Annotated in this window: 23 protein-coding genes; 5 read left to right on the top strand and 18 right to left on the bottom strand. The window is 71.1% G+C overall.

Going from position 1 to position 23,087, the window contains the following annotated elements; all coding sequences use genetic code 11:
* The 4 genes from QF037_RS49595 to QF037_RS49610 all read right to left on the bottom strand — a co-directional run bounded on the left by QF037_RS49595 (window position 1) and on the right by QF037_RS49610 (window position 3,084).
* Window positions 1-939, bottom strand: coding sequence for an aromatase/cyclase (locus tag QF037_RS49595; protein ID WP_307038122.1), 939 nt, complete (start codon window positions 937-939; stop codon window positions 1-3).
* Between the two features lie 157 nt (window positions 940-1,096).
* Window positions 1,097-1,879 (bottom strand): 3-oxoacyl-ACP reductase FabG, encoded by a 783-nt coding sequence (gene fabG / locus QF037_RS49600; RefSeq protein ID WP_307038124.1) that lies wholly within the window; start codon window positions 1,877-1,879, stop codon window positions 1,097-1,099.
* A 27-nt stretch (window positions 1,880-1,906) separates the two neighbouring features.
* On the bottom strand, window positions 1,907-2,179 hold the full coding sequence (locus QF037_RS49605) for an acyl carrier protein (RefSeq protein ID WP_307038126.1): 273 nt from the start codon (window positions 2,177-2,179) through the stop codon (window positions 1,907-1,909).
* Window positions 2,180-2,457: 278 nt separating this feature from the next.
* Window positions 2,458-3,084, bottom strand: a complete 627-nt coding sequence (locus QF037_RS49610; protein WP_307038128.1) for a hemerythrin domain-containing protein — start codon at window positions 3,082-3,084, stop codon at window positions 2,458-2,460.
* Window positions 3,085-3,347: 263 nt separating this feature from the next.
* Between QF037_RS49610 and sigJ the strand changes: the two genes are divergently transcribed.
* Complete coding sequence (gene sigJ / locus QF037_RS49615; RefSeq protein WP_307038129.1) at window positions 3,348-4,370, top strand: RNA polymerase sigma factor SigJ; 1,023 nt, start codon at window positions 3,348-3,350, stop codon at window positions 4,368-4,370.
* 12 nt (window positions 4,371-4,382) lie between these two features.
* On the opposite strand, the gene QF037_RS49620 is transcribed toward sigJ, so the two are convergent.
* From QF037_RS49620 to QF037_RS49685, 14 genes are all read right to left on the bottom strand, one after another.
* Window positions 4,383-5,729: a cation:proton antiporter gene (locus QF037_RS49620; RefSeq protein ID WP_307038131.1), complete on the bottom strand. Its 1,347-nt coding sequence runs from the start codon at window positions 5,727-5,729 to the stop codon at window positions 4,383-4,385.
* Window positions 5,730-5,755: 26 nt separating this feature from the next.
* On the bottom strand, window positions 5,756-6,172 hold the full coding sequence (locus QF037_RS49625; protein WP_307038133.1) for a nitroreductase/quinone reductase family protein: 417 nt from the start codon (window positions 6,170-6,172) through the stop codon (window positions 5,756-5,758).
* 24 nt (window positions 6,173-6,196) lie between these two features.
* Window positions 6,197-6,751, bottom strand: coding sequence for a flavin reductase family protein (locus tag QF037_RS49630; protein WP_307038135.1), 555 nt, complete (start codon window positions 6,749-6,751; stop codon window positions 6,197-6,199).
* Window positions 6,752-6,788: 37 nt separating this feature from the next.
* Window positions 6,789-8,288: an FAD-binding oxidoreductase gene (locus QF037_RS49635; RefSeq protein ID WP_307038137.1), complete on the bottom strand. Its 1,500-nt coding sequence runs from the start codon at window positions 8,286-8,288 to the stop codon at window positions 6,789-6,791.
* A gap of 61 nt (window positions 8,289-8,349) precedes the next feature.
* The gene (locus QF037_RS49640; protein WP_307038139.1) at window positions 8,350-9,984 is read right to left on the bottom strand and encodes an MFS transporter; all 1,635 of its coding nucleotides are present in this window, start codon (window positions 9,982-9,984) and stop codon (window positions 8,350-8,352) included.
* 114 nt (window positions 9,985-10,098) lie between these two features.
* Window positions 10,099-10,914: a dienelactone hydrolase family protein gene (locus QF037_RS49645; protein WP_307038141.1), complete on the bottom strand. Its 816-nt coding sequence runs from the start codon at window positions 10,912-10,914 to the stop codon at window positions 10,099-10,101.
* Window positions 10,915-11,006: 92 nt separating this feature from the next.
* The gene (locus QF037_RS49650; RefSeq protein ID WP_307038143.1) at window positions 11,007-11,372 is read right to left on the bottom strand and encodes an antibiotic biosynthesis monooxygenase family protein; all 366 of its coding nucleotides are present in this window, start codon (window positions 11,370-11,372) and stop codon (window positions 11,007-11,009) included.
* Between the two features lie 26 nt (window positions 11,373-11,398).
* Window positions 11,399-12,004, bottom strand: coding sequence for a nitroreductase/quinone reductase family protein (locus QF037_RS49655; RefSeq protein WP_307038144.1), 606 nt, complete (start codon window positions 12,002-12,004; stop codon window positions 11,399-11,401).
* Window positions 12,005-12,016: 12 nt separating this feature from the next.
* Window positions 12,017-13,711, bottom strand: a complete 1,695-nt coding sequence (locus QF037_RS49660; RefSeq protein ID WP_307038145.1) for an NAD(P)/FAD-dependent oxidoreductase — start codon at window positions 13,709-13,711, stop codon at window positions 12,017-12,019.
* A 59-nt stretch (window positions 13,712-13,770) separates the two neighbouring features.
* Complete coding sequence (locus QF037_RS49665; RefSeq protein ID WP_307038147.1) at window positions 13,771-15,033, bottom strand: ketosynthase chain-length factor; 1,263 nt, start codon at window positions 15,031-15,033, stop codon at window positions 13,771-13,773.
* Complete coding sequence (locus QF037_RS49670) at window positions 15,030-16,286, bottom strand: beta-ketoacyl-[acyl-carrier-protein] synthase family protein (protein WP_307038149.1); 1,257 nt, start codon at window positions 16,284-16,286, stop codon at window positions 15,030-15,032. The genes QF037_RS49665 and QF037_RS49670 overlap by 4 nt, the downstream gene beginning before the upstream one ends.
* Complete coding sequence (locus QF037_RS49675; RefSeq protein ID WP_307038152.1) at window positions 16,286-16,609, bottom strand: TcmI family type II polyketide cyclase; 324 nt, start codon at window positions 16,607-16,609, stop codon at window positions 16,286-16,288. Before QF037_RS49675 ends, QF037_RS49670 begins: the two co-directional genes overlap by 1 nt.
* A 234-nt stretch (window positions 16,610-16,843) precedes the next feature.
* Window positions 16,844-17,710 (bottom strand): hypothetical protein, encoded by an 867-nt coding sequence (locus QF037_RS49680; protein ID WP_307038154.1) that lies wholly within the window; start codon window positions 17,708-17,710, stop codon window positions 16,844-16,846.
* A 163-nt stretch (window positions 17,711-17,873) separates the two neighbouring features.
* On the bottom strand, window positions 17,874-18,629 hold the full coding sequence (locus tag QF037_RS49685; protein WP_307038156.1) for a response regulator transcription factor: 756 nt from the start codon (window positions 18,627-18,629) through the stop codon (window positions 17,874-17,876).
* 282 nt (window positions 18,630-18,911) lie between these two features.
* On the opposite strand from QF037_RS49685, the gene QF037_RS49690 reads away from it, so the two are divergent.
* From QF037_RS49690 to QF037_RS49705, 4 genes are all read left to right on the top strand, one after another.
* Window positions 18,912-20,297: a hypothetical protein gene (locus QF037_RS49690; protein WP_307038158.1), complete on the top strand. Its 1,386-nt coding sequence runs from the start codon at window positions 18,912-18,914 to the stop codon at window positions 20,295-20,297.
* A gap of 239 nt (window positions 20,298-20,536) precedes the next feature.
* Window positions 20,537-21,322 (top strand): response regulator transcription factor, encoded by a 786-nt coding sequence (locus tag QF037_RS49695; RefSeq protein ID WP_307038161.1) that lies wholly within the window; start codon window positions 20,537-20,539, stop codon window positions 21,320-21,322.
* A complete protein-coding gene (locus QF037_RS49700; RefSeq protein WP_307038163.1) occupies window positions 21,319-22,089 on the top strand; it encodes a sensor histidine kinase in 771 nt (256 codons plus the stop codon). The genes QF037_RS49695 and QF037_RS49700 overlap by 4 nt, the downstream gene beginning before the upstream one ends.
* Before the next feature lie 130 nt (window positions 22,090-22,219).
* The gene (locus QF037_RS49705) at window positions 22,220-22,885 is read left to right on the top strand and encodes a LuxR C-terminal-related transcriptional regulator (RefSeq protein ID WP_307038165.1); all 666 of its coding nucleotides are present in this window, start codon (window positions 22,220-22,222) and stop codon (window positions 22,883-22,885) included.
* Window positions 22,886-23,087: the final 202 nt, after the last annotated feature.

A 23,087-nucleotide genomic window follows, 5' to 3' on the forward strand; every position in this document is an offset into this window, starting at 1 on the left:
TCAGCGCTGGTTCTCGGCGTGGTCCTTGGCGTGGCCCAGGGTGGCGCGGCTGTTGGTGCTCAGCGCGCCGTGGACGTACGCGCGGGCGTCCGCGACCGTGGCGTCCTCGCCGAGGATCCTCGCGATGTTCGCGGTGTTGAGGACCACGGTGTGCTGGGAGGAGGCGGTGGTGGTGCCGTCGGCGGCCTCGGTGAACGTCCAGTAGCCGGTGTGCAGGGTCATCAGCGCGGGCAGCGTGACCTGCTTGTAGGCGATCTTGTGGTGCGGGAACGTCACCCGGTACGACTTGGTGGTGTGCGTGGAGCCGTCCTTGGCGCGGGTGTCCATCTCCAGGCTCTGCAGACCGGGGGCGGGCTCCTCGAAGCGGACGGTGGCCACGTGCGGCAGCCGCTCGGGCCACAGGCCGGCCTCGTTGACGAAGTCGTAGGCGTCCTTGGCGGCGCCGTCGATCGTCACGGAGTCCTCGAAGGAGAACGTGACGTCCTCGGTGGCGTGGGCGAGTTCGACGTTGGTCTTCAGTGCCGCGAGCTCCGAGCGGGAGTTGCGGTCGACGGCCTCGTCGATCCAGGCCAGGCCCTTGGGGTCGTCGTCGATGGCCCGGTAGTCGTGCAGGAGCCGCACCCGGGAGGTGGACTCGGTGAGCGGCTCGATGATCCAGGTGCCGCCCATCGCGGCGACCGGCGGGGTGGAGACCTCCTGGCGGAAGGTGATGACCAGGCCCTCGGCGTCCAGGGTGCGGCGCGAGGTCCAGTTCTTCGGCTCGCCGTTGGCGGTGGCCCAGATACGGATCCGCTCGCTGTCACCGTCGGCTTCGACACGGTCGACGAAGATGGTGGGCGGGAAGATCCGAGGCCAGTTCTCCACCTCGGCGATCAGGCGGTAGACGGCCGTTGCGGGGGCGTCGACGTCGACGGTGTGCTCGACCTCGCGGAGCGTCATGGCTGAACTCCCTTCAGGGGCAGGGGTGTTGGGCCTGTCCGGCGGATCAGGCTGCAGGAGACGGGCGGTACCTCGTTGATGCGGGCGAGCGGGACGCTCCGGGGAAGGGTGTGCGGGGCCCCACGTGCGTCTGTGGCGTGATCCGCCGGGCAGGCCCTCAGAAGTTGCCGAGACCGCCGCAGACGTTGAGCGCCTGTGCGGTGATGGAGGCTGCGGTGTCGGAGGCGAGGTAGCCGACCAGGCCGGCGACCTCTTCGGGGGTCGAGTAGCGGCCGAGCGGGATCTTCGACTGGAACTTGGTGAGGATGGCGTCCTCGGTGGTGTCGTAGGCGGCCGCGTAGCCCTGGCGCACGCGCTGCGCCATCGGGGTCTCCACATAGCCGGGGCAGACCGCGTTGACGGTGATGCCGGTCGGCGCGAGCTCGTTGCCGAGCGCCTTGGTGAAGCCGACGACGCCGTGCTTGGACGCGGAGTAGGGGGCGCCGAGGACCACGCCCTGCTTGCCGGCGGTGGAGGCGATGTTGATGATCCGGCCGCGGTCCTTGTGGCGCATGCCGCCGGCGTTGAGGACCGCGCGGGTCATGCGGAAGACGCTGTTGAGGTTGGTGTCGATGACGTCGTCCCACAGCTCGTCGTCGATGTCGGCGGTGACGCCGCCGCCGCTGCGGCCCGCGTTGTTGACGAGCACGTCGACGGTGCCGAACCGCTCGACGGCGGCGGTGACGAACGCGGTGACGCTGTCGGAGTCGCGGACGTCGACGGCGGCTCCGTCGACGTCGAGGCCTTCCTCGCGCAGCTGCTTGACGGTGCTGGTGACGTTCTCGGCGGTGCGGGCGCCGATGAAGACGCGGTGGCCGCCGGCGGCCAGGATCCGGGCGGCCGCGAGGCCGATTCCGCTGGTGGCGCCGGTGACGAGAGCGACGCGCTGGTCCTGCTGCATGGTGGCTTCTCCCTGGGTCCGGTCGAATCAGGCGGCGGTGGCGGCCGGCGACAGCAGCTCGTTGACGGCGGCGATGAGGGTGCGGGGGGTGCGGTTGTCGGTGAAGACGTCGTCGTCGAGGGCGATGCCGTACTCGCGCTCGATGCGGCCGCCGGTCTCCAGCAGGGCCAGCGACTCGTAGCCGAGCGACTCGAAGTCGAGGTCGAGGATGTCGCCGTCCAGGTCGATGCCGTCGTCGGCGCCGGCGCCCTCGAGGAGGATGCGCTTGAGGTCGGCGAGGGCGAATGCGGAGGAGCTCATGAGGGGGTCCCTTCGGGGATTGGCAGTGGTGGATGGGGTGGGCATGGCGATGCCCCTGCCGGTGGGGCTTGGCAGGGGCATCAGGTTGAACAGGAGAGAGCGCGTAGGAGCTCGGGAGGTTCTGTCGGCTTGCGGCTACGGGTCCGATGTGGCTGGTCGCGCAGTTCCCCGCGCCCCTGCGGGGCGCGGCCCCGCAGGGCATGGGAACGCCCCTGCCGGGGCGGGGGATGTCGCCGGCAGGGGCGTGCTCCAGGGGGCCCGTCAGGGGGCCGTGGGGGTCAGACGCCCCACAGGTGGCGCTTCTTGTAGCTCGACTCCCAGAACAGCTTGTTGAGGACCTTCACCGGGGCCGGCATGGTGTCCAGGAATGCCTTGCGGTCGGTGTCGTTCTGCTCGTCGGTGATCCAGGGGAAGTAGACGGCCGCGCCCTTGGGGCCCTGCTTGCGGGCCATCGCGCCGCGGAAGGCGTCCCAGTCCTTGGTGGTGCAGGCGTCCTGGATGAGCGGCAGCGCCTCGCTCTCCTCGTGCTTCATGTGGTCGCCGAGGACCCGGATGAGTTCGGCGACGCGGTCGGCGAGGTCGGGGGTGTTGCGGGCCAGGCCGTCGTCGACGGAGGCGAGGACCGGGTCCAGCTGGGCGTGCTCGGCCTCCATCTCGTCGAGCAGCTTCTGGTCGGCGGGCCGGCCGGCGACGGCGGCCGCGACGCGCGGCCACAGGTCGGAGTCCTCGACGGTGTGGTGCACATGCAGCTGGTGCTTGAAGTTCGCCCAGCCGTCGCGCACCTCCGGGGACTGGGAGCGGCCTGCGGCGACCGCCGCGGCGAGCCGCCTCATGTCGCGCCGGAACGCGTCGTGCGTGGCGTACATGACGGCGAAGTTGATCGGGGCCTGCTGTGCGACTGCCATGGTGTGCGTGCCTTTCTTGGGTGACCGGTCGCGGCCGGTCGGCGGATGGGGTAACTCGCTGTCGCGAGTGGGGAGTTCGGACCCTTGCGGCCGAGCTCCCCACGCCCCGCGGCCCGGGATGCCCTCGCGAATGAGAGGGATCGGCCATGGCCGGATGTGACACGAATCGCCTTCTTTGTGATCTGAATCACATTCGCGGAGGGTGATGTCACAATCCCCGGGCGAAAGGCGTCTCGGGTGTGAGCTCGTCACAGGGAGGCACCATGTCCGACAGCCAGGCAGGCGACCACACGGCCAGTTCCGTCGAAGCCTCGACGGAGGTCTTCGTCGGCTACCGCGAGTTGCTGTTCTCGATCGTCTACAACCTGCTCGGCACGGTCGCCGACACCGACGACGTGCTCCAGGAGACCTGGTTGTCGTGGTCGGCGAAGAAGAGCCGCTCCCCGCACGAGGAGATCGACAACCCTCGTGCCTATCTCGTACGGATCGCGGTCAACCACGCGCTCGCCCGCAAGGCCGCCGTCAAGCGACGCCGTGAGACGTACGTGGGTCCCTGGCTGCCGGAACCGCTGGTGACGCGGGGCGCCGCCGAGGAGGAGCCGGTCGCCGAGCCCGCGCACCGGGCGCTGCAGAGCGAGTCGGTGTCGATGGCGCTGATGGTGGTCCTGGAGACGCTGTCCCCGCTGGAGCGGGCGGTGTTCGTGCTGCACGACGTGTTCGGCTACGCGCACGCCGAGATCGCGGGCATCCTCGACCGCAACCCCTCCTCGGTGCGCCAGCTCGCCCACCGGGCCCGCGCCCACGTACAGGCGCGGCGTCCCCGCTACCAGGCCGATCCGTATGTCCAGCAGCGGGTCACCGAGCGGTTCATCGACGCCGCTCTCGGCGGCGACCTCGGTCTGCTGATGGAGATGCTGGCACCGGACGTGACCATGTGGACCGACGGCGGCGGCAAGGTCCGCACCGCGGGCCTGCGTCCGGTCATCGGCCGGGAGAAGGTCTGCCGGCTGCTCGCGGGCTACGCGGGACGCACCCCCAAGGACCTCGACATCCACTACCGGCACGTCAACGGCGACCCGTCGGCGGTGGTGTTCTCCGAGGACTCCCCGTACGCGGTGCTGGTCATGGACCTCAGCCCCGACAGCGACCAGGTGCGCGGCATCTACGCCGTGGTCAACCCGGACAAGCTGGCCCGGGTGCGGTCCGGCGAGTCCTCCGAAACCACCGAGCCCTCCGAAACCACCGAGTCCTCCGAGCCCTCCGAGCCCTCCGAGAACGAGGTCTGAGGGCCGTGGGTGTCAGTGCGCGCCGCGCCCGCGACCTGCGGCCGCTTCGGCGACGCCGGCACGCGGTGCGACGGCCACCTCGGCGACGTCCGGAGTGCCGACTGCGCTCCCCACCAGGGGCGCCCGGTCGTCGTCCCGCAGCAGCCGGTTGAGGACGGGCGCCGCGATCCCGGTGGTGACCAGGGCCATGAGCACCATCGCGGAGAACAGCTGCACGGTCAGCAGCCCGAGGCTCAACCCCACGTTCAGCAGCACCAGTTCGGTCAGACCGCGGGTGTTCATCAGCACCCCGAGCACGGTGGCGTCCCGCCACTCCATGCCCGTCAGCCGGGCGGACAGGGCGACGCCACCGAGCTTGCCGAGGCAGGCCACCACGATGATGGCCACCGTCTGCAGGACACCGCCCGCGCTGAGCGTGGTGAGGTCCACGGACAGGCCGGTGACGACGAAGAACACCGGAAGCAGCAGCTTGCCGACGGTCTCCAGGGGCGGCATCGCCACCCGGTGCAGCAGGCTGTCGTGACGCCGGGGCATCACCAGACCGAACATGAACGCCCCGAAGATGGCGTGGATGCCGATGTGGGAGGTGACGAACGCCGAGGTGAACACGCCGGAGGCGACGAGCACCGGCACGTACTGCGTGTGCGTGACGCGCAGCCGGTCGCTGATCGTGGCGAGGACGGGGCGTACCAGCCACAGCATGACGACCAGGTAGACCGCCGACCAGGCCATCACCGTCAGGAATCCGGCGGTGCCGGTGGCGGTGGTCAGGGCGACGACGACGGCCAGCATGCACCAGGCGAGCACGTCGTCCGCGGCCGCGAGCCCGAGGGCCAGGGTGCCGGCGCGGGTCTTCTGCAGACCCTGTTCGGCGATGATCCGGGCCAGTACCGGGAAGGCGGTGATGGACATCGCGACGCCGAGATAGAGCGCGAACTCGGTGAACGGCACGGTCTTTCCGTTGACCACGTCGTGCGAGCCGTAGATCAGCCAGGCGAGCCCGACGCCGAGCGCCATGGGCAGCGCCAGCGAGCTGATCCAGATGGTGCCGGTGGAGCGGAAGCGGCCTTTGAGGGCGCTGCCGTTGAACTCCCAGCCGATGATGAACATGAACAGGAGCAGGCCCACCTGGGAGACGACGCCCAGATGGGGGCGTATCTCGGCGGGGAAGAGCCGGTCGGGCAGGTCGCCGGGGAACAGTCCGAGCAGGCTCGGTCCCAGGCAGATGCCGACGGTGATCTCACCGATGACGGCGGGCTGTTTGATACGGCGGCACAGCGCGGTGACGGCGGCCGCCAGGGCGAGGATCAGGGCGATGCCGCCGATCGCCGTGACGGTGATCCACTCGGAGTGGGGCACAGCGGTCTCCTGTCAGGGGGCGGCGGTCATGGCCGGACCGGCGCGGTCGTGGACGTGGCGGCATCGACGGGGCGCAGTTCGATGAAGTCGAAGGCCTTGAAGCGGCGCAGCAGGGGCCGCAGCGGCGCCGGTACGACGGACTGCTGCGGGTCGGTGAACACCTGCGGCTGGTCCAGGCGGATCAGCTTGCCCCGGGTGTGCAGTTCGCAGCCGCCGCCGGCGATGGTGTTGCGCACCCAGTCGGACTGGGGGCCGTACGGCAGCGACAGGACGTAGTTCCCGTCGCGCTTGAACACCTTGACCGGGGTGCGGTAGACGCGCCCGGACTTGCGTCCCACGTGCAGGACGGCGCCGAACCCGGGCATCCGGGTCAGGACGGGGCCGACGAAGCGGTTGGCGAAGGTGCGGTTGAAGCGGGCCAGTCGCCGTTGGATGGCGGACATCCGGAACTCCTTTAGCGTGCGGGGTCAGACGTCGAACATGGGGTGGGTACCGCGCTGTTCGGCCTCCAGGGAGCCCATGGAGCCGCGGAAGAAGATCAGTGGTTCCGACTCGCCGCTGGACACGCCCAGTTCGGCGACCTTACCGATGAAGATCGTGTGGTCGCCGCCCTCGACGGCGTTGACCAGGCGGCAGGACAGGAACGCCATGGCGCCGCTGAGCACGGGCACTCCGGCGGTGGAGTAGTGGTGGTCGACGCCGTCCAGGTTCGCGGTGTGCCTGCCCGCGAACGCCCAGGCCAGCGGCTCTTGCCGGCCGGCGAGGAAGTTCACCGTGTAGGCACCGGACTCCTCCACCACCGCGCGCAGGCGGGACGCCTTGTGGAGGCAGAACAGCACCAGCGGCGGATCGAGGGAGACCGAGGTGAAGGAGTTGACGGTGGTGCCGGCCGCCTGCGAACCGCTGCCGCTGGTGATCACGGTCACGCCGGTCACGAACATGCCGCACACATTGCGCAGCACCTTCCCGTCGATGGGACCGTCGGCCCGCTGTTGCAGGATGCCTGGCTGTGTCGTGGTCATGGGCGCCCCCTGGGGGAAGAAGGCCCCGGCGAGGGGCTCAGCGGATGCTCTGGGCGTACGTGAACAGGCCGTACGGGTCGTAGAGGGCCTTGGTCGCGGCGAGCCGCGGGTAGTTCTCGGCGTAGTAGGACCGCTTCCAGTCCTTCAGGGCCGGGTCGATGAAGTTCTGGTAGGTCTCGCCGCTGGAGTAGGGGTCGATCGCGGCGAACCCGCGGTCCACCCACAGCCGGGCGGCCGCCCGGCCCTCGGCGGTCGGTGAACTGGGGATGGTGGCCAGGTAGTTGGTGGTGTAGAGGCTGTCGCGGTGCACGTACGCGGTCGCCGTGCGGGCGAGGTCGGCGGCGGCTCCGCCCACCGGGAGAACCTGCAGCTGGTGGATCTGGCCGGCTTGGCGGTCCGCGTCGAACACGGCGAGGGCCGCCGCCCACCCGTTGCGGGCCATGGGGGTCTTGAACATGCGGCTGCGTTCGAGGCCGAACGCGGGCCGGGTCAGCTGCCCTTCGGGGTGCAGGTCGGCGGCCCGGTGGCACTGCTCGGTGGTCCTGGTGGCGCAGCCGTAGACGCCCGTCATCAGCGAGCGGTGCGGCATGACGGCGTCCACCCGGGAGGCGGGCGGCCCGGTCAGGGTGAGCAACCGGCCCACTTCGTCGGCGAGTTGGGCGGCCGTGCCGGTGGAGACCAGCCGGATCGCGGGCACCGGGGTGGCGCCGGGCGCCGCGTCGGGGAGCGTGATCACGGCGGCGCCGCCGATGGCGCGGGGGGCGTCCACCAGCCAGCGGGCGTATCCGTCGAGCATGTCGAGCGCCTTGTCGTAGGCGAAGACGAGCGTCGCGGTGGCCACGTCGGTGACGGCGGAGGCGGTGGCGGTGTACGAGGTGACGACGCCGAAGTTGCCGCCGCCACCGCCGCGTATCGCCCAGAACAGATCGCTGTGCCGGTTCGGTGCGGCGGTCACGATCCGGCCGTCGGCCAGGACGACGGTCGCGGAGGTCAGGGCGTCGCAGGCCACGCCGAGCGGGCGGGTCAAAAAGCCGAGGCCGCCGCCCTGGAGGAAGCCGCCGGCCGCGACGGTGGGGCCGGCGCCGCCGACCACGGCGAGCCCCGCGGGGGCCAGCGCGTTCAGCAGGTCGACGTTCTGGGCGCCGGGCCCGAACGTCGCCGTAGTGCCGGTGAGGCTGATGGAGTTCAGCCGGGACACGTCGACGACCAGGCCGGTGGTGGTGGAGTAGCCGCCCAGGCTGTGGCCGCCGCTGCGGATGGCGACGGGCAGGTCGTTGTCCTGCACGAACGTCAGGCACAGGGCGACGTCGGCCGCGCTCGCGCAGTACGCGACGGCCTGCGGGTCGATGGTGTCGAACTGCTGGAGTTCGAGCTGTTTGGCAGTGGCGTAGGAGGCTTCGCCGGGCAGCACGAGGGTGCCCGAAAGACGGCCGCGCAGCTGCTCCCAGGGAGCGGCTGCGCGGGCTGGGGAGGGGTGGAGGGCGGCGAGCGCGAGGGCTCCGCCGGAGGCTCCGAGGAGTGTTCTTCGACTGATCATGTCCGGTCCCAATACAAGCGCCCCCGGCCCTTGTGGGCCGGGGGCGCGGACGGTGGTGCGGTCAGTGCGCGGCGGTGGCGTCCTTGGCGGGCGCGGTCTCCGGCTGCGCGGGCGGCGCGCCGTGTCCCATGCCCGAGGGGGTCGGCCCGCCCTTGAGGGCGAGGCACAGGGCCGCGCCGGCGAACATCGTCAGGGCGGGCACCAGCATGGTGGGCTGGAGCGCGTCGACGAAGCCCTGGTGGAAGACCTTGCCGGCCAGTTCCTGGATGGTGTGGGCGACGTCCTGCGGTACGTCCGCCGGCAGCGAGGCGCTCTGCTGGGTGCCGACCTCGACCTGCTGGGCGCCGTCGGCGAACCCGGAGACGAAGTCGGCCCGGTAGTCCTGGGGCAGCGACTGGGCGGCGGTGGCGGCCTCCTCGCGCAGCGCGGAGACCAGCTTGGCCTGGAGCACCGCGCCGATGACGGCGCCGGCGAGCACGGAGCCGACCTGGCGCAGCGCGTTGTTGACGCCGGAGGCGGCGCCGGTCAGGTGCGGCGGCACGTTGCGCATCACTTCGGCGCCCATCGGGGCGAAGGTGCAGCCGGCGCCGAGCCCGGCGACGAAGAGCGGGCCGACGAACGCGGTCCAGGAGCTGTCGGTGTCGGCGACCATGAAGATCCAGGTGATGCCGATGCCGAACATCGACAGGCCCGCCGTCAGGATGTACTTGCCGCCGAACTTCTCCGCCAGGATGCCGGCCGGGCCGGCCGTGAACATCGAGCCGAGCGCGAGGGGCACCAGGACCAGGCCGGTCTTGATCGGGCTGAAGCCCAGCACGGACTGCAGGTAGATCGTGGTCGGCAGGAGGATGCCGAGGACACCGAAGGACACCGCGATGCCGACGAGGTTGACGACGGAGAAGTTGCGGTCCTTGAACAGGGAGAACGGCAGCAGCGGCTCGTTGTCCTGCTGGCCGCGCTCGTACATCAGGAAGGCGCCGATCAGGACGGCGGCGGAGACGAGCAGCGTCCAGATGAAGCCGTTCCACTCGTAGCGCTCACCCTCGATGAGGCCGAAGGCCAGGCAGAACAGCGCACCCGAGGCGATGATCACGCCCATCAGGTCGAAGCGGTGCTTGACCACCCGCACGTTCTTGGGGATGAGCTTGAAGCCGAGCACCAGCACCAGCAGGCCGACCGGGATGTTGACGAAGAACACCCACCGCCAGTCCAGGTGGGTGACCAGCAGACCGCCGAGCGTCGGGCCGACCGCTCCGGAGACACCCGCGACCGCGCCCCACACGCCGTAGGCGGCGCCGCGCTTCTCCGGCGGGAACACGTCGGTGATGATCGACAGGGTCTGCGGCATCAGCATCGCCGCGCCCACCCCCTGCAGCGCGCGGAACGCGATCAGCTGGGAGGGGTCCTGGGCCAGACCGCAGGCCAGGGAGGCGAGGGTGAACAGGGCCACGCCGGACAGGAAGAGGTTGCCCTTGCCCCGGATGTCACCCAGCCGCCCCGCGGTGATGATCAGCGTGGCGAGGACCAGGGTGTAGGCGTTGACGACCCACAGGATCTTGTCGAGCGAGGCACCGAGGTCGTCGGTCATGTCCGGGATGGCGATGTTCACGATCGTCAGGTCGACCAGGGTCATCACGAACCCCAGGCACAGGACGCTCAGAACCGCCCACGGGTTGGTCTGCCGTTCTTGAGTCATGTTCCTCTCCTTGTCGCGGCGTCTAAGGCGCTCACGTTGTGTGGCGGTGCACCCAAGAGGGCGGTGCCGGTCCGGGTGTGACATGCACGCGCGGCGGTGAGACGCACGTCACATTCAGGCCGTGGGGGTGAGGCGTTCCCGCAGGAAGGCGACGACCCGGGTGCGGGCGGTAAGGGCCTGGTGGCCCGGTGCCTCGCGCACCTCGACGGTCAGCACGGAGTGGGCGCTCTTGGCGAAACCGCCCGCGTTGCCGGGAGCGGAGTCGAGTTCGATGACCTCGAAGGCGTCCCCGAGCCGGGCACGGAGCGTGCCGAACCGCTCGGCCGGGGAGATGCCGTCCTTGCTGAAACGCAGACCCAGCACGCACAGTCCCTCGCCGCGCGTGCGGGCCACGACGGCGTCGAGCTCCTCGGCGGCGAGCCCGGCGTCGGCCTTGCGGGTGCGGTTCGTCGGGAACGGCACCGAGGGCTGGCTGACGACGGGGGCGAGGACGGCGGGATCGACGGCGGCGGCCAGCGCGAACCCGCCGGTGAAGCACATGCCGATGACGCCGACGCCGGGGCCCGGGGTGCGCGCGGCCAGATCACGGGCGAGCGCCCGCAGATAGTCCGCGACGGGGCGGCGGGCGTTCGTGGCGAAGGCCCGGAACTCGGCCGACACGCACAGCCGGGCCACCACCCCCAGGGTGTAGGGCGGGGAGTCCGCACGGCCGGGGGTGCCGAACAGGGAGGGGACCGTGACCGTGAACCCCTCCTTGACCAGGTGCTCGGCCAGGCCCAGCACCTCGGGGGTGATGCCGGGGATCTCCGGGACGAGGATCACCCCGGGCCCGGCCCCCTTCTCGTACACGTCGTGGGTGACGGAACCGGCGGTGAAGGAGCGCCGGCTCCATCCGGTCAGGTCAGAGGTCGGTGCGGTGCCGGTCGTCACGGCGAACTCCTAGTGAGGCAGGCGCGGTTGGTGGCCGCGCCCTGGTCGTCGTACGACGTGGGCCCTACGACGACCAGGGTGCCGCCGGCCGGTCAGGCGACGCAGATGCCCTCGACGGCGATCTTCTCGTAGATGTGCGGGTAGGCCGTGATGCCGTCGGGGTACTTGGCCGCCGACTGCTGGAACTCCGGCTTGCTGAAGGCGGCGAACAGGGCCTCGGTGGACTCCCATACGGCCACGTTCACCAGCAGGCGGCTGCCGGCGATGCCCTTGTGCAGCTGGGTCTGGATGCAGCCTGGGCTGCCCTTCATGTACGCGGCGTCCTCCTGCCAGATCTTGAGGAACTCGTCGTACAGCTCGGCCGGCACGTCGAAGACGTTGACGAGTGTGATCGGCCCGCTCTTCTCCTGGAACTGCTTGATGAGGGGGGTGGCCGGGTCCAGCGCCTCGATCTTCATCTGTTTCCTTCCTGGTGGCGGGGTGCTCAGAGCTCTTGCGGGTCGAGGTCGTCGGGGGTGATCTCCAGGACCGGGATGGGGCGGGCGGCGCGCTTTTGGAACTCGGCGATGAAGGGGAAGACCTCGCAGAACTCCCGCCACCTGCGGTCGCGTTCGTCGCCGGCGAGGATCCGCACGGTGGCCGGGAACTGCTCGGGGCCGATGTCCACGCTCACCTGCGGGGTGGCGCGCACGTTGTGGAACCAGGCGGGGTGGCTGGCCTGCGGGCCACCGGGCACGTCGAAGTGGCCGGGGGCGGCGCACACGATGTAGCGGCCGTTGTCGTAGACGTAGCCGACCGGCAGGGTGCGCTTGAGGCCCGTCTTGCGGCCGGTGGTGGTCAGCAGCATCGCGTCGAGGCGCCCGAAGTGCCCCATGATCTTTCCGCGGGACTTGCGGTACAGGAACAGATGCAGGTGCAGGAAGGACTTGTTGACCTTCTTGACGTACTTGTTCGGCGGCTTGGAGTACAGGTAGACGTTGAAGCGGGTGAACGCCTGCACCAGCGGGTTGGTGTCCTCCATCTGGGGGCGGGTGGCGGACCAGGAGGACAGCGCCGCCTCGTCCTCGGGTCGTGCGGTGGTCTGGGACATGGCCGTCCTTCCTTAGAGCGCCTTCTTGCCCTGGAGAGCCGAGCGCAGGCCGCTCTTGACCAGGGAGCGGGCGATGTCGCGCATCTCGCCCTCGGGGGCCTTGCGCAGCGACCAGTTCATGAACTTGGCGACCATCGCGGTGGTCGGGTACACGAACCGCGTGGAGTCGTCGTCCTTCCAGCCGAACACCGGGTTCAGGCCCTCGCACTCACGCAGCGCCGTAAAGATCGTGTCCGCCGCGGTGTCCCCGTCCAGCTCGCCGATCTCGTACTTCTCGCACACCTCGGCGGTCAGTTCGAGGATCTTCTTGAACTCGTCGTGCGGCCACCACAGGCCCGGGTACGGGGTGTTCTCCAGCTCCTTGAGGTGCTGTTCGTTCCCGTCGAGTTCGTACTGCACGCGGGCCCGGTGCAGCCGCATCACGCCCGGTGTGAGGAACCCGCCCCACACCCGGAACACCGCATTCCACAGCCGGAAGTGGGAGAAGGAGATGTAGGAGGCGTTGACGAGGTCGTCGTTGTACTGGAGCAGACCGCGCTCCAGCTGCTCGACGTACTCGAACCGCTCCACCGACCAGTCGTCGTCCTTGACCGACTCCAGGATGCGCGTGCACAGCGAGTACACCACCTCGAAGGTGTTGGACAGGCCGCGCGAGTACAGCGGGTCCAGGAACCCGGCCGCGTGCGACATCAGGCACCAGCGCGGGCCGATGGACCGGCTGGAGGAGTACTGCAGGCGGTCCGTGGAGATCCACTCACGGACCCGCTTGGCGCCCACGAACTGCCGCTTGACCGCCGGGTACTTGTCGAGGAAGCCCTGCCACTCCTGCTCGGGCGTGAGGTCGGTGGGCTTGGGGTAGGTGCGCTCGTCCATGGTGATGCCGACCGAGCACATCGGGTTCTTGGAGCCCTTGACGTTGTCGAACGGGATGATCCAGAACCAGCCGCGCTCGATGAGGTGGTGCAGGGTGCCGCCGTGCCACTGGGCGGGCGGCCGCTTGCTGACCGGGTGGTGCGAGACGTCGTCGAACGGCTTGACGCCGATGTAGTGCGTGAACATCGAGCGGGCGTGGTGCTTGAAGCGGGCGGGCTGCTCACGCAGGGCGAACTTCTCCGCCAGCGGGGAGCGGAAGCCGCTCGCGTCGATCAGGTACTTGGCCCGGAACACCTCGCCGTTGCGGCCCGTGATGGTGACGCCGTCGTCGTCGAAGTCGAGGTCGGTGGCGAACCAGTTCTGCCGGGTGACACAGCCGTACTTGGCGGCGACGTTGAAGTAGTACTGGTCGCTGTCCTGGCGGAACAGATGGCTGGCGTCGGTGAGGACCTTGGGGATGACGAACATCGTCGCCTGCTCCGGGTCCGGCTCCCGGCCCGCCTCGTGCTTGATGAACCCGAAGCTCTGCTTCTTGCCGTGGTGCGGGCCGATGTTGTCGGCGACCGCCTTGGCGCTGAGCAGATGGCCGAGCTCGGGGACGTCGAAGCGCGACTTGAGAATGTGCAGCCACTCGATGAGCTGCGGCGTCATCGACTCGCCGACCGCGAACCGCGGATGCTGCCCGGCGTCCACGAGGACCACCTTGGTGCCCTGACGGGCCAGGATCGCCCCCGCGACCGAGCCGGCCAGGCCCGATCCCAGGATGAAGACATCGCAGTGCTGGACGTTGTCGGACCTCTTGGCCTGGCCCTTGGCCATCACCTTGCTGGCCATACGCGCCACCCTCTCTTCTGACGTTGTCTGAGCCTTCTGTGTCGGGGCCCGGTCGGCGTTCACGAGCCGCTCCGGCGCACGACCATCGCGGAGTTGAAGCCGCCGTGGCCGCGGGCGAGGACCAGCGCGGTGTCCACCCGGGCACTGCGCGCCTCGCCGGTGACCAGGTCCAGGCGGTAGGCCGGGTCGGGGGTGACGTGGGCGGTGGGCGGGATCACGCCGTCCCGGATGGACAGCAGGGCCGCGGCCACGTCCAGGGAGGCGGCGCCGGACAGCAGGCGTCCGGTCATCGTCTTGGGCGCGGTCACCGGGACCGCTTCGGGGCCGAAGACTTGGGTCACCGCGTCCGCCTCGGCCCGGTCGAGCTCGGGGATCGCGGCGGCGTCCGCGAACACCACGTCGACATCACCGGCATCGGTGCCGGCGTCCGCGAGTGCCTGGCGGATGGCCCGCTCCAGGCCCGGCTCGCGGCCGGTGCCGGGCGGCGGGTCGAAGGTGGCCGCGTATCCGGCGATCTCGCCGTACACGCGGGCCCCGCGCTCCCGGGCCGCCTCGGCGTCCTCGAGGATGAGCAGGGCGCCGCCCTCGCCCGGCACATGGCCGGCCGCCTCGATGTCGAAGGGCAGATAGGCGCGGCCGGGGTCGTCGCTGGTGGACAGGCGGCCGGCGGCGAGCTGCGCGACATGCCCCCACGGGCAGATCGAGCCGTCGACGCCACCGGAGACGATCAGCTTGCTGCCCTTGCGGATCTGCCGCCGGCCCTGCGCGAGGGCGTCCAGGCCCCCGGCCTGGTCGGAGACGACGACGCCGCTGGGGCCGCGCATGCCGTGCCGGATGGAGATCTGGCCGGTGTTGACGGCGTAGAACCAGGCGAAGGACTGGTACGCGCTGACGTACTGGCCGCCCTTGCTCCACAGCGCCTGCAGTTCGCGCTGGCCGAACTCGAAGCCGCCGGAGGAGCTGGCGGTGACCACGCCCATGTCGAAGGGCGCCCACTCGCCGGGCGTGACGCCCGCGTCCGCGAGGGCCCAGTCGGCGGCGACCAGCGCGAGGCGGGTCATGTGGTCGGTCTGCGGCAGCAGCCGGCCCGGCAGATGGTCCTCGGCGACGAAGCCGGGGACCTCGCCGGACAGGCGGGCCGGATAGCCGGAGGCGTCGAAGCGCCGGATCTCGCCGATGCCGCTGCGGCCCTCGACGGTGGCGCTCCAGAAGTCCTCGGTGCCCAGGCCGTTGGGGGCGGTGACGCCGAGTCCGGTGACGACGACGCGGGTGGTCGTGGCCAAGGTGGCGGTGGCCGTGCTCAGGGATTCGGTCGTCTTCATGCCGCCCTCCGCAACACCATCGCGCTCTGGAACCCGCCGAATCCGCTGCCCACGCTCAGGACCGTGTCGGTGCGCTGTTCACGGGCGTGCACCGGCACGTAGTCCAGGTCGCACTCGGGGTCGGGTTCGTGGAGGTTGGCCGTCGGCGGCACCACGTTGTTCTCGATCGCGAGGACCGAGGCGGCGATCTCCAGGGAGCCGATCGCGCCGAGCGAGTGCCCGACCATGGACTTGATGGAGCTGACCGGGGTTTCGTAGGCGTGCGCGCCCAGGCTGTGCTTGAACGCCGCGGTCTCGTGCCGGTCGTTCTGCTTGGTGCCCGAGCCGTGGGCGTTGATGTAGTCGACCTGCTCGGGGTTGATGCGCGCCTCGTCCATCGCGAGCCGGATCGCCTCGGCCATCTCCAGTCCGTCGGGCCGCAGCCCGGTCATGTGGAAGGCGTTGCAGCGGGTCGCGAAGCCGGCGATCTCGGCGTAGATGTACGCCCCGCGCCGCTCGGCGCGCTCGCGCTCCTCCAGGACGAACATGGCGGCGCCCTCACCGAGGACGAAGCCGTTGCGGGTCCGGTCGAAGGGGCGGGAGGCGTGCTCGGGGTCGTCGTTGCGGGGGGTGGTCGCCTTGATGGCGTCGAAGCAGGCCACCGTGATGGGCGAGATGGGGGCGGCCGCGGCGCCGGCGAACATGACGTCGGCGCTGCCCTCGCGGATCAGCTCGGTGGCGTATCCCACCGAGTCCAGGCCCGAGGTGCAGCCGGTGGAGACGACGGCGGCGGGGCCCTCGGCGCCGACCTTCCAGGCCACTTCGCTGGCGAAGGAGCTCGGGACGAAGTAGTCGTACAGGTGCGGCACCGCGTAGCGGTGGTCGACCAGGTCGAGGCGGCCGCCGTCGGAGACGATGCGGTACTCGCGGTCCAGGGCCATGGTCGCGCCGACGCCGCTGCCCACGGTGACGCCCGTGCGGTGCGGGTCGAGGTCGCTCAGGGCAAGGCCGCTGTCGGTGAGGGCCTCGCCGGTGGTGACGACCGCGAACTGGGCGGCGCGGTCCATGCGCCGGACCTCCTGCGGGCTCAGGCCGTGCAGTTCGGGGTCGAAGTCGACCTCGGCGGCCACCCGTGAGCGGAACGGTGTCGCGTCGAAGGAGGTGATGGTGCGGGTGGCGGTGCGACCGGTGCTGAGCAGGTTCCAGAAGTCCTTGGTGCCCACACCGCCGGGGGCCACCACACCGATGCCGGTGATCACTACCTGGCGCGCCATCAGGAATCCCAGTGGTAGAAGCGGGTGGCCATCGCGTCGGCCGGCGAGCGCCAGGTCGCCGGGTCGTAGGCCTCGATGAACGGCTTCAGGTCGTCGCTGACCTGCACGAACCGTGGGTCGGTCTTGGCCTGTTCGATGTGCCGGCCGCCCTGGTCGTCGTCGAAGTCCTGGAGGTGGAAGTACAGGCCGCGGTAGGCGAACAGCTCACGGCGCCGTGTGCCCATCAGGTGCGGCATCTCGGTGCCGTCGAACTCCTGGAAGATCCGGGCGACATCACCGATGGACGCCGGGTCCATCCGCGCCACGATCAATGTGCTGTGCATGGGCTCTCTCCCTGGGGGAAATTCCGGATGCGTTTCCGAACAAGAACTCCGCGATCTCGTGGACTGCGCGGAAAGGGAATCGGGAGCGCACTGGGCGGGAATTTCTTGAATTCGCATCGCCGTGCGGACAGTTCACCGGATCCTCACTTACAGCTTCTTCGGTCCCTGACCGAATAACAACGCGTATCCGTGCAGATCCATGTCAGAAATTCTTCAAGGGACTGCGGCGGACTGTCAGATTCCGGCGTCGCTGCCGGCGGCGCGACGGCGCGCGAAGCACTCGTGGACGTCCGACTCCGCGTAGTACGTCCGCCCGGCCGTGGACCGCCTGCGCCAGCGCTGTTCGCTGGCCAGCCGGTAGACGGTGCCGGTCGGCGTGGACCACAGCCGGGCCACGTCCGAGGCGGTCAGCCAGCGCTCCTGCGCAGGGCCGTCGCCCGCCCGCCGCATGGCACGGCGCAGCTCGGTCCACAGCCGGCCCGGCCAGGTGTGCGCCCCGTCGGCGTCGCACCGGATACCGGGTCCGGACTCCACGTCACGGCCCCGCAGTTCGGTGACCAGGCGGCCCGGACAGCCCGGCATCACACAGGGGCCCAGGCTCATCCGGCGCGGCGGCTCGCTGTGCGCCACCCGGTGCGCGGCCCGGACCAGGCGCGCCACCTCGCGGGTGGCGTCGGCGACGGCGGGGTGGGCGGCGAGCCAGGCGGCGTGCCGTACCAGGAGGGCGGCGAGGGCGGTGACCGTGCGCTGCGGGGTCGGCGCGCCGCGCTCGGCGACGACGAGGCCGCTCCACGAGCTGAGGGTGGCGGTGATGTCCGCCCGCACATCGGCGGCCGCGGCGTTGAACGGCAGACCCGAGGGCACCGGCCCGCCGCTGGTGCGCTCCTGCCCCTCACCGGTGGCGCGGCCCCCCAGAACCTCCTCCAGTTCGGCGTGCAGGGCGGGCAGTTGGCGCAGCCGCGCCACGAACAGGTACAGACACTCCCGGCACAGGCGCAGCCGCGGCGCCGCGGGCTCGGTCTCCTGGACGGCTTTCTTACGGCAGTCGTCGCCCTCGCAGCGGATGCGGGGTGCGGTGGACGTCATTTCTGGTCGGTTCATTCGGTTCATTCGAATCCCCCGTGGACGGTGGGCGAGACATTTCACCTTTGCTGCCCTGCACCCGGAAAGGCGTACGTCAGGGACGTACGCCTTCGGGCACAGGCGGCGATGGATGTGTGAATGGGAAGTGCCGAATGCAAAAAAGTGCGAGGAACGCCGGCGTTCAGGCCCGGCCGATCCGGAAACCCACCCCGTGGACGGTGATGATCCAGTCACGGGAGCCGAGCTTGGTGCGCAGGCTGCTCACATGCGTGTCGACGGTGCGCCGGGACCAGGAGTCGGCCCACACTTCGCGCAGCAACTGCTCGCGGGTGACGACCGTCTCGGGCCGTGCGGCCAGCAGGTACAGCAGGTCGAACTCCTTGCGGGTCACCGCGATGGTGCGGCCGCCGAGGCGGACCTCGCGCAGCGCCGCGTCGATGCGCAGCGCCCCGATCGACAGCACCCGGCGTTCGATGCGGGGCTGCACGCGGCGCATCACGGCCTCGATACGGGCCAGGAGTTCTCTGAGCCCACAGGGTTTGACCAGGTAGTCGTCGGCGCCGGCCTGGAGGCCGAGCACGACGTCGAGTTCACTGCCGCGGTCGCTGAGCACGACGACCGCGGTGCGGCCGGCCGCGGTCAGCTGACGGCACACCTGAAGGCCGTCGACGTCGGGCAGGTCGGGATCGAGGAGCACGATGTCGACGTCCGCCTCGCCATAGGTCTCGAGCGCGGCATAGCCGTTGCGGGCACGCTCCACGTGGTGCCCGTGCCGGCGCAGTGCCTCCGCCAGCGGTGCCGCGTCCTCGGCGCGGGCGTCGACGATCAGGACACGCCAAGCCGTGTGCGTCGCCGGAGCGGCGCGGGCCTCTGCTTCGAACACCTCGCGGCGCAGTGGTGCCTGTGGGTTCAGCAGGTCGGCTGACGCCTGACGCATGACTCACCTCCACATCAGCCGGAATCGGAGCCTCGTACGGTTTCAGCCACCGTAAGCAACGTCGTGCCAGCTGCCGGTCAGCTCAACTACAGGAGAGGCTCAACGGCAGGCATGGGGTTGGCCAGCCCTGCGGCGCGGCCACGGCGTGCGGGCTTGCAGAAGGTTGACGTACCGGTGCGGTGCAGCTGACACAGCCGTGCGGTCGGGCTGTCATGGCACCGCCGATGCTGACACCAGTACCGGTGTGATCACCGGCCACGACCACGACGACGGGGTGGAGCCATGGACGCGAGCATGCCGGCGGTGCGCCGGCCGACCCGAAACGGCGCCCCGGACGCGCCGCGGCACTTCGCCGTATGGGCGCCCGCCGCCACGCATCCGCGCACTCCCCCGCTGTTCCCCATGGAACGGCTGCTGCACGCCATCGACGGCCGGGACAACGGCCGCGCCTGGGTGCCCGGTTCGGTGCGCACGGTCCGCATCGGCCGCGATGTCACGGGCAGCGCCATGTCCTGGTCGACGTACCTGGGCGAGCTGCGCGACGCCGAGCGCCTGCCGCGCGGCATCGTCGTCGATCTGCCCGCCGCCACCACCAGCGTCGAGCGCGCCGCCGACCTGGTCCTGCCGCTGCTGCGCGCACTGTGCACCTCGACCGGCCCCGACCCGCTGCACCTCGCGTTCCTCGTCACCGGCCGGGCCCGGCCCGAACTGGCCGCCGCGCTCGGTGCGGTGGCGCAGATCACCGGCGTCGAGGACGGACGGTTGAACGCGGTGTCGGTACGGGTGGAGACGCTGCCCGGCTGGGCCCGGGACCCCTTCCACGTCGCCCGCGCCGAACTCGCCCTGCCCCGGCCGGGGTTGGCCGAGGTCCGCTACACGGACAGCGGGCGCGAGGTCCGGGTCCTGCGGGCCCACCCGGCCCCCGGCGGCCCGGCGCCGGCGGTGGGGGCGCGCCGGGGTGGGCGGTATCTGGTGGGCGCGGGCGACGACGGGGCGGGGGCGCGGCTGGCGGTTCGTCTGGTGCGGGAACTGGGGGCCCAGGTCGTGCTGTTGGGCGGCGAGGCCGGAACCGGGACCGGGCAGGGCGTGCGCGCACCGGGGCTCCCGAGCCCCTACGGGGACAGGCGCGGGCGCGGCGACGGGGCGCTCGTACGGGTGCCCGGACAGCCGGGTCCGCAGGGGGCGGGCGCCCGCGCCGGGCGGGGCGGCGGGGTTCTCGTACGGGTGCCGGGGCGGCCGGGGCAGTACGCGGACGTTCGCGGGGCCGTGCATGCCGCGCTACGGGAATTCGGCGGGCTGGACGGGGTGGTGCACTGTCCCGGCGGGGGCGAGGCGCGGCTGCTGGGTGGGCTGTCCGTCGGGGCGGCCCGGGAGACGGTCGCCGACGCCGTCAGCGGCGCCACCCACCTCGACCGGGCCACCGCGGGGCTGCCGCTGGAGTTCTTCGCGCTGGCCGTCGACACCGACCCCTACCAGGCCCTCGCCGGCGCCTCCGTGCCCGCCGCGATCGCCCGCGCGTTCGGCTCGGTCGCCGCCGCCCGCACCCGGCTCGCCGCCACCGGCGCCCGCCACGGAGCCTCGCTCGCCGTCTGCCGGCCCGGCGACCTCGCCCACCTGCTCAGCCGCGACCGCGACGCGTGGTCCGGCCCCGCTCCGCGGGCCGCCTGACGAGCCCGTACGACGCCGATCTTCCCAGTGGCATGACAAGGTGCCGGACCGGGCCGCACGGCCCCTGACAACAGGCCCGCTCCCGCCGTCCGCCATGACAGGGCTCAGCCACGAAACTTCCGGTCACGCGCACGGTTTCGCCCCACCGCGTGGCGGAATGTTGACGTCCGTCGCGCCTGCTCAGCAACCTCGAGGACTCCGGTCATGCGTACGAATTCCTTGAGAGGAGCGTGAGCGCAATGGACGTACTGGTTGTCGAGGACGATGACGGAATGGCCGAGGCACTTCAACAGATGCTGCATCTGCACGGCCACGACACCCGCCGCTGCGACACCGGTACCGACGCCCTGGCGAGCCTGCCGGGCACGAAACTCGTCCTGCTCGATCTGAGCCTGCCCGACCTGGCCGGACACGAGGTGTGCCGGCGGATCCGGGAGAACTCCTGTGTGCCCATCGTCGTGCTCAGCGGCAGCGACCACGAACTGGACCGGGTGACGGCCCTGTACGCCGGGGCCGACGACTTCGTGCCCAAGCCCTTCAGCCGGCATGAACTGCTCGCCCGCATCGAGGCGGTGCTGCGCCGCAGTACCTGCTGCTGCGGACAGTCCCAGAAGGACTCGGCCGCCGACTCCGCGCCGCTCCCCGTACCGGTGCCGCGTCCGCGCCGTACCCCGCCGGAGCCGGCCGGGGAACCGGCCGTGGCCCCGGACAAGCTGCGCGCGGGACCGCTGTGGCTCGACACGCGCACCCGCCGGGTGTTCCTCGACGACGACGAGGTCCGGGTCACCCGCAAGGAGTTCGACCTGCTCGCCATGCTGCTGGAGGAGCCGGGCACGGTCATGCAGCGCGAGGACATCATGGCCCGGGTGTGGGACGAGAACTGGTTCGGCTCCACCCGCACACTCGACGTCCATGTCGGATCCCTGCGCGGGAAACTCGGCAGCACGCGGTGGATCGAGACGGTACGGGGGGTGGGGTACCGGCTGACGGTGCCGGCGGCCATCGGCTCCGGGGCCGAACGATGAACGCCAGCGGCTACGGTGCGACCGTCCTGCCGCACGACACGACCGGCCGTCCGGACGACGCGGGGGTGCGTCCGTACGGCGTGGAGGCGCTTGCACAGGGCTCGGCTGAGGTGGCCGGTGGCCCGTACGGTCTCGCGGCCGCCGCCGCGCATCAGCTGCGCGGGCCGTTGTCGTCGATCCGGCTGCGGTTGCAGATGCTGGGCGAGCGCCGGCCCGATGTCGCCGAACTCCCGGGTGTGCTGGGCGAGGTGGACCGGCTGGCCGCGCTGCTGAACCAGATTCTCGACTGGGGCGCCGCGGGACAGGGGCCGCCGCCCGAGCCGGTCGAGGTGCTCGACGTCGCCGCCGCCCGGGCGGACGCCTGGAGTGTGCTCGCCGACGCGCGGGACGTCCGTATCGACCTCACCGGGACCGCCGCGACGGCCCTGCAGACGCACGGGGCGCTGGAACACGCCCTGGACGTCCTGCTCGACAACGCGGTGCAGGCGGCCCCGCCCGGCACCACCGTCACCTGCGCCGTACGCATCGCCGGGCAGCACGTCCACGTCAGCGTCACCGACGAGGGCCCCGGCATGACGGACGCCGAACTCGCCCATGTGGGGCACCCCTTCCGGCGCGGGACGTCCGGGGCCGCGCGTGAGGGCAGCGGGCTCGGACTGGCGATCGCCGCGTCCCTGTTGCGAGCCTCCGGCGGCCTCCTCGGCCTGGGCCGTGCCGCGTCGGGGGGCCTGACCGCCACGGCGGTCCTGCCGTTGGCACCCGACTGAGGCCGCGCCGATCCGCCGAGGGCGGCGAGGTGCGCCTACGCACGCAAGCGTCATAGCCCCAACTCGGCCCTGGCAAAAGGTAGTTGCCCCCACGCGCCGACCCTCGGCGCCCTGCCCCTGGAGCCCGGACATGGCCATCGAGGTACTCCTCGCCCACCCTCACCCCTCCGTACGGGTCGCGCTCGCCGGGCTGCTCGGTGGAGAGTCCGACATCGAGGTCGTGGGTGAGTGCGGCGACGGCAGGCGGGCGCAGGACCTTGCCGGGCGGCTGCTGCCGGATGTCCTCGTGACGGGGCTGCGGTTACCGGGGCTGGACGGTGTGGAGCTCACGCGCCGGCTCGTCGGGCGGGCCGGGCCGCACGGGGTCCGTGTCGTCGTCCTCGCCGACGTCGCCGCCGGCTCCCTCGCCTTCGAGGCGCTCGGGGCGGGTGCCCGCGGACTGCTGTGCCAGGACACCGACACCGGCGAACTGCCGCGCGCGCTGCGGCTGGTCAGCGAGGGCGGGGCGCTGGTCTCCCCGCGGCTGACCCGCCCCCTGATCGACGCGTGTCTGCGCGGTCCCGGCCTCCCCGACATGCCCGCCCTGGACAACCTCACCGCACGCGAACGCGAAGTGCTGTCCCTGGTCGGCACCGGGCTCTCCACCCAGGAGATCGCCGACCGGCTCGTCGTCGCCGAGGTCACGGCCAAGACCCATGTCCGCCGCACCATGGTCAAACTGGGCGCCCGCACCCGCACCCAGCTCGTCGCCATCGCCTACGAGAGCGGCATGCTCCGCCCCCGTGTCCGGTCGTAGGGCCCAACGGTCCGACGGGTCAGGCCCGCCCAAGCCCACGCCCGCTCGGCGCCCAGGCACGACTGGCCTGTTTCCGGCATCCCCGCGCGACGTCGTCTCAGTCCCGTCTTGAGTCGTGTTCAAGCGCGTCCAGCGATTCTCGAAGCACGGCTCGGCGGGACGGGCACGGGAAGGGGCCCCGGGGAATCGGGCGCGCACACCG

Origin of the sequence: Streptomyces canus, assembly GCF_030815415.1 — a bacterium.
In the GTDB taxonomy this organism is placed as follows: domain Bacteria; phylum Actinomycetota; class Actinomycetes; order Streptomycetales; family Streptomycetaceae; genus Streptomyces; species Streptomyces canus_F.